The sequence below is a fragment of the Phenylobacterium sp. genome, assembly GCF_020402505.1.
In the GTDB taxonomy this organism is placed as follows: domain Bacteria; phylum Pseudomonadota; class Alphaproteobacteria; order Caulobacterales; family Caulobacteraceae; genus Phenylobacterium.
In genome coordinates, this window is the sequence record NZ_JADBZL010000128.1 from 1 (window position 1) to 5,882 (window position 5,882).

Below are 5,882 nucleotides of genomic sequence, written 5' to 3' on the forward strand. Positions count from 1 at the left end.
GCCTGGCGCCTGGACGCCGCCAACCTGCCCGCGGACCTGGATGTCCTTGTCCAGGGCGCCAGCGCCAAGCTGGGGGGCGACGACAATGTCGAGGCCAGCGTCGCCCGGGAGCGGGGCGTCAGGGTCACCACCTTCCCCGAACTGGTGGGCGAGGCGACCCGGGGGCGGACCAACACCGTCGTGGCCGGGTCCTTCGGCAAGTCCACCTGCGCGGCCCTGGCGGCCCATGTGCTGAGGTCCTGCAGCGTCGACGCCGGCTGGCTGGTCGGCGCCATCTCGCCGTCGCTCCCTGCGACCGGGCGCTGGGGCCGCTCGCCGGAGATGATACTGGAGGGCGACGAGTACATCGTCGGCCCTTCGGACCGGCGCTCCAAGTTCGACCTCTACCATCCGGACAGGCTGCTGCTGACCTCCCTGGTCCACGACCACGTCAACGTCTTCCCGACCTTCGCCGCGTACGAGGCGCCCTTCCGCCGGCTCCTCCGCAGCCTGCCGTCAGAGGGGCTCGCCGTGCTGCGCGACCACCCCGCCGTGCGCGAGGTCGCCGGCGAAACCCGTGCCCGGATCGTCTGGTACGGCGGCGGGGAGGGCGGCTGGCGGGCGGAGAACGAAGTCTTCGGCGACATCTCGCGCTTTGACCTGGTCGCGCCGGACGGCGCCCGCACGCCCATGACCACCGGCCTCCTCGGCGCCCACAACATCGAGAACATCGTCGGGGTCTCGGCCCTGCTGCTCGAGGCGGGGCTGGTGGACGGCGGGGGGCTGGTCCGCGCGGTCTCGACCTTCGAGGGCATCCGGCGCCGGCTGGACCGGCTGACCCGCACATCCCGCATCCCGGTGATCGAGGGCTTTGGCTCTTCCTGGGAAAAGGCCCGCTCGGCCATCGAGGCCCTGCGCCTGCACTTCCCCGACCGCCGGCTCATCGTGGTCTTCGAGCCCCACACCTTTTCCTGGCGGTCCCGGGACGCCCTGTCCTGGTACGACACGGTCTTCGAGGGGGCCGACCGTGTGCTGATCCTGCCCCCGCCGGGGCACGGCGCGGAGAGCCACCACCAGGCGACCCTGGCCGAGATCGTGGATCGGACCCGCGCCGCCGGCATCGACGCCCGGCCCACCCTGACGGCCTCAGCCGCCCACGAGGCCCTGTCGGCCCTCAAGGGAGACGAGGCCGTGCTCCTCCTGTCCTCTGGCCCGCTCCTCGGCCTGCCCGACAGCCTGCCCCCGGTCTTCGACAGGCTCTACGGGGCCTGAGCCGCCGTTGAGCCCCCTCACCCCGCTTCGCGGGGAGCTCCCCCTGATGGGGAGCAATTAACGCATTGTAATTCCTCCACCTTCCAGGGGGAGGTGGACCGCGAAGCGGGCCGGAGGGGGTCTGCTGACTCTCCGCAGGCCTACCTCTGGTTGCGGTAGTCGACGTCGTCCCAGGTCAGGTCGGCGAACTCCTTCCGGCGCGGGCCCATATAGCCGAACAGGAAGGCCGCGACCTTGCGCATCTGGATCTCCTCCGAGCCCTCGGTGATCCGGTAGCGACGGTGATGACGGTAGATGTGCTCGAAGGGCTTGTGGCGCGAATAGCCGATGCCGCCGTGCACCTGCATGGCCCGGTCGGCGGCCTCGCAGACCAGGCGGTTGCCCCAGTAGTTGCACATGGAGACCTTGTCGGAGAGCTCCCGCTCCACGGCCTTGTGCTCCATCTGGTCCATCTGCCAGGCGGTCTTGCGGATCAAGAGGCGCAGCATCTCGGCCTGGGTCGCCAGCTCGACCAGGGGCCACTGGATGGCCTGGTTGTCCGACAGGGGCTTGCCGAAGGGCTTGCGCATCCGGGCGTACTTGACGCTCTCCTCGATGCAGTAGACCGCCGCCCCCAGCGACGAGGCCGCCTGGCGGATACGGTTCTGGTGCACGAAGCTCTGGCCGAGGCCGAGGCCGCGGTCGATCACGCCCCAGTAGCTGTCTTCCGGGATCCAGACATTGGTGAAGCTGACCCGCGGGTGGTCCGTGGGCATGTTGAAGGTCCAGAGGTACTCCTCGACCTTCACGCCGGGGGCGTCCGCCGGCACGATGAAGCAGGTGATGCCGGTGGCGTCGCCGTCATTGCCGCTGGTGCGGGCGAAGACCATGCAGTGGGTGGCCACGTGCATGCCCGTCGACCACATCTTCTCGCCATTGATCAGCCAGCCGGCCTTGCCATCCTTTTCATGGGGAACGGCGCGGGTCTCCATGTGGGTGGCGTCCGAGCCGTGCAGGGGCTCGGTCAGGCCGAAGATGGTGCGCATCTTCCCGTTCAGCAGGAGGTCGGCGTATTTCTCGTACTGGGCGTTGGTGGCGAACTCCTTGAACATCAGGATGAAGGGGTTGTTCCCGACGATCGAGTGCTCGTTCTGCAGGTCGTTGTGCAGGCCCAGGCCCTTGGCGGCCAGGTGCTCGCGGATCACGGCCATGGCCAGGTTGGTCCCGCCCTTACCGCCCATCTCGGTGGGCCAGGCGAAGCGCAGGTGACCGGCCTCGTCAGCCAGCTTGCGGGCCTGGCCCAGCAGGTCCTCCCACTCGTGGCGCGGCAGGCCGCCGCGGTCCCAGTCCGTGCGGGCCCATTCGCGGCGGTGGTCGAAGAACCGGATGTTGTCATCCTTGCGCTCAAGCGGCTTGATCACGCGCTCGATGAACTCATCGAGTTCCCCAAGGTAAGCAACGAGTTCGGGGGGCAGATTGAAGTCCATGACGTTTCCCTTCGGTCAGCCGGTCTTGCGCCGTTTCGATTGATGTTCTCGATTTACAAGCCCACCCTCAGGCGGGCAGATCGTCAAGCCCGCAACTGTCCTGAGGCGCCGCTACGTCATGGAAGTCGATATTCCCGCCGCCCTCAACGCCCTGGCGCCGAAGCTCGGCGGAACCGGGGTCGAAAAGGCCCAGCGCCTCACCGGCGGGGCCAGCATGGAGACCTGGGCCTTCACTCTGGTGGGCGGAGGCGAGCCCCGGCCGCTGATCCTGCGCCGACGGGCGGTTCCCATGGACCCGGAGACCTCCCGCTCGGCCTCCATGGCGGCGGAAGCGGCCCTGATCCGGGCTGCGGGCCACGCCGGCGCCCCGGTCGCCCCCCTGGTCCGACTGTGCGAGCCGGAGGACGGACTGGGCGAGGGGCACATCACCGGCTTCGTGGCCGGCGAGACCCTCGGGCGGAAGATCGTCGCGGACCCGCGATTCGACGCGGTGCGGCCGCGCCTGGCCCGCCAGTGCGGCCAGGTCCTGGCCCGGATCCACACCATCCCCATGGAGGCCACGCCCCTGACGACGGCGGACGCCCTGGGCGAGCTGGACCGCTACGAGGCCATCTACCGGTCCTCCGGCGCCGAGCGGCCGATCCTGGAGCTGGCCCTGCAGCACCTGCGCCGCAACCTGCCGCCGCCCCTGCCTAACGTCGTTCTGCATGGGGACTTCCGGAACGGGAACATGATGTTCGATCCGGATCGCGGGGTGGTCGCCGTCCTCGACTGGGAGCTGGCCCATGTGGGCGACCCGGCGGAGGACCTGGGGTGGCTTTGCGTCAACTCCTGGCGCTTTGGCCGGGCGGACCGTCCGGTGGGCGGGTTCGGCGACTATCAGGACCTGCTGGAAGGTTACATCGAGGCAGGGGGCGCTGAGATTCCCCTGTCCCGGGTTCTCTTCTGGCAGGCCCTGGGGTCCCTCAAGTGGGGGATCATGTGCCTGATGATGTATTCCAGCTACGCGACGGGGGCGACAAACTCGGTGGAGCGGCCGATGATCGGCCGGCGGGTGTCCGAGACCGAGATCGACCTTGTGAACCTTCTGGAGGCGGGCCTGTGATCGAGCATCCCCGGGCGGACGAACTGATCGAGGCGGTGGCCGGCTGGGTGGAGTCCATCCGCCCCCAGCTCAACCCCCGGGACGCCTTCCTGTCGCGGGTGGCGGTCAACGCCCTCAACGCCGTGAAGCGCGAATTGATCCAGGGTCCGGCCGCGGAGGCGGCGGCTGTGGCGCGCCTCTCGGCCCTGCTGGGCGTGGAGGGCGATCTCAAGGCCCTCAACGCCGAGCTCTGCGAACGCCTGCGCCGGGGGGAAATGGATGTCGCCACACCGGGCCTGATCCCCGCCCTGAAGGCCGGGATCGAAGACCAGATCGCCATCGACCAGCCGTCCTACGTGTCGGTGAAGGTCCGCTTAAACCCGAATTCCAGGAGGAAACCATGGCCACCACACAAGAGCGGACCGACGAGGTCCTCTACGAGGTCTCCGAGGGCATCGCGACCCTCACCCTCAACCGGCCCGACCGGCTGAACACGATTTCCGGCCCCATGCTGAACCAGCTCACGGCCCTGCTGGTCCAGGCGAACGAGGACCCGGAGGTCCGCGTCGTGATCCTGACCGGGACCGGGAAGGCCTTCTGCGCGGGCCTGGACCTGGTCAGCGCCACCCAGGGGTCCGGGATCGGGTCCGATCCCTCCAGCCAGAATGTCTCGGTCAACCTCGACCTGCGGAACACCCCGCCGACTGTGCTTTTCGCCATGGACAAGCCGACCATCTGCGCCCTGAACGGATCGGCGGCGGGCTACGGCATGGACACCGCCATGGGTTGCGACATCCGCATCATGGCCCGCAGCGCCAAGATGGCGGCGGCCTTCGTACGCCGGGGCATCGTGCCGGAGTCCGGCGGGACCTGGTTCCTGCCGCGCCTGCTGGGCTGGGCCCGCGCCGCCGAGCTGATCTTCACAGGCCGGACCCTGTCGGCCGAGGAGTCCCTGGAACTGGGCCTGACCAACGCCGTGGTCCCGGACGAGGAGATTCACACCGCCGCCCGCGCCATGGCCCGCGAGATCGCCGACAATGCGCCCCTCGCCGTCCAGTCGGCCAAGCGCCTCATGCGCATGGGCCTGAACGAGACCTTCAATGACCACGTGCACCACGTCTACCTGCAGTTCCTGCAGCTGATGCGCACCCGCGACTTCCGCGAAGGCATGGTCTCCTTCCTCGAGAAGCGCCCGGCCGAGTTCACGGGCCGCTAGGCACACCCCCTCCGGCCCGCTGCGCGGTCCACCTCCCCCTCAAGAGGTGGAGGAATGCCAATGGCTTGATTGCTCCCCCTCCCAGGGGGAGCTCCCCGCGAAGCGGGGTGAGGGGGCGCTGTGGGGCTTCAGCTGCCTCCGCCGGTCCGCTGTGCGGGCCGGGCGCCCCTTGGGGGAGGAATTGGAGCCGCCGCCTGGCGCCGCCGGTTCTTCCCCAGTTCGTCCGGGCATCCTGTGGCGAGCAGGCCCTCGACCGGGCCTTCGACGCGGAAAAGGGGATAGCGGTCGACCCGGCTGGTGGGGACGCCCCGGACCAGCTCGCCCACCGGGGTCACAGAACGGAAGCAGGCCTGCAGGTCGGCCAGGGACAGTCGCCGGCTCTTGTCGAGGACGAGGCCCGGCTTGTCGACGGGCGCGGGGCCGGCGTCGGGCCAGCGCTCCCGCTCAATCAGGTGGACCAGGGGCGCCTCGATCCGACCCGTCGCGGCCAGCTGCGAGAGGGCGCCGTAGTGAGCCACCCCCACCCACTCCGCGCCGGTCCGGACGCGGGCGGCCTCGACCTCACCGGCGAACTGCGGCCAGCCGCGGATGGGGAGGAGCGGGTCGGTCCGGGAGTTGATCGGCGGGCCCTGCAGACCGGCCCAGGCCAGGACCCCGGCCATGGCCGCTGCGCCCAGGATGAGACCGCCTCCCAGGACCGTCGGCCTCCAGCCCGTGGGACGGGCCTCGACCGCCGCCGCCGCGGCCAGGGCGAAGGCGGCGAAGACCGTCGCCGGCCAGTGGGCCTGCACCCGGTCATGAAGACTGTGGATCGCCAGGTAGAGGCAGAAGGGCAGGGCGGCCAGCAGGGGCAGGGACAGGTCCA

The 5,882-nt window shown here is 69.8% G+C and carries 6 protein-coding genes; 4 read left to right on the forward strand and 2 right to left on the reverse strand.

Features of this window, described 5'->3' with window-relative positions:
• A partial coding sequence (locus IM632_RS09510; protein ID WP_296552267.1) for a Mur ligase family protein occupies nucleotides 1-1,251 on the forward strand: 1,251 nt, incomplete at its 5' end.
• Nucleotides 1,252-1,391: 140 nt separating this feature from the next.
• Here the strand turns inward: IM632_RS09510 and IM632_RS09515 are convergent.
• Entirely contained in the window at nucleotides 1,392-2,717 is a 1,326-nt protein-coding gene (locus IM632_RS09515; RefSeq protein ID WP_296539081.1) for an acyl-CoA dehydrogenase family protein, read from the reverse strand.
• A 118-nt stretch (nucleotides 2,718-2,835) separates the two neighbouring features.
• On the opposite strand from IM632_RS09515, the gene IM632_RS09520 reads away from it, so the two are divergent.
• Genes IM632_RS09520 through IM632_RS09530 form a run of 3 tightly spaced genes read left to right on the forward strand, consistent with a single transcriptional unit; the run spans nucleotide 2,836 to nucleotide 5,017 of the window.
• The gene (locus IM632_RS09520) at nucleotides 2,836-3,822 is read left to right on the forward strand and encodes a phosphotransferase family protein (RefSeq protein ID WP_296480852.1); all 987 of its coding nucleotides are present in this window, start codon (nucleotides 2,836-2,838) and stop codon (nucleotides 3,820-3,822) included.
• Nucleotides 3,819-4,292 carry a DUF6285 domain-containing protein gene (locus tag IM632_RS09525; RefSeq protein WP_296480850.1) on the forward strand — a complete coding sequence of 158 codons (474 nt, stop codon included), beginning with the start codon at nucleotides 3,819-3,821 and terminating at the stop codon, nucleotides 4,290-4,292. The genes IM632_RS09520 and IM632_RS09525 overlap by 4 nt, the downstream gene beginning before the upstream one ends.
• Entirely contained in the window at nucleotides 4,202-5,017 is an 816-nt protein-coding gene (locus IM632_RS09530; RefSeq protein ID WP_293513851.1) for an enoyl-CoA hydratase-related protein, read from the forward strand. The genes IM632_RS09525 and IM632_RS09530 overlap by 91 nt, the downstream gene beginning before the upstream one ends.
• 128 nt (nucleotides 5,018-5,145) lie before the next feature.
• Here IM632_RS09530 and IM632_RS09535 read toward each other — a convergent pair.
• Nucleotides 5,146-5,882, reverse strand: a 737-nt coding sequence (locus IM632_RS09535; protein WP_296552269.1) for a hypothetical protein, incomplete at its 5' end; no start/stop codon positions are given.

Bases quoted from the DNA above. Each gene is read 5' to 3' on its own strand.
- IM632_RS09515 (WP_296539081.1), bottom strand. From the start codon at position 2,717: ATGGACTTCAATCTGCCCCCCGAACTCGTTGCTTACCTTGGGGAACTC.
- IM632_RS09520 (WP_296480852.1), top strand. From the start codon at position 2,836: ATGGAAGTCGATATTCCCGCCGCCCTCAACGCCCTGGCGCCGAAGCTC.
- IM632_RS09530 (WP_293513851.1), top strand. From the start codon at position 4,202: ATGGCCACCACACAAGAGCGGACCGACGAGGTCCTCTACGAGGTCTCC.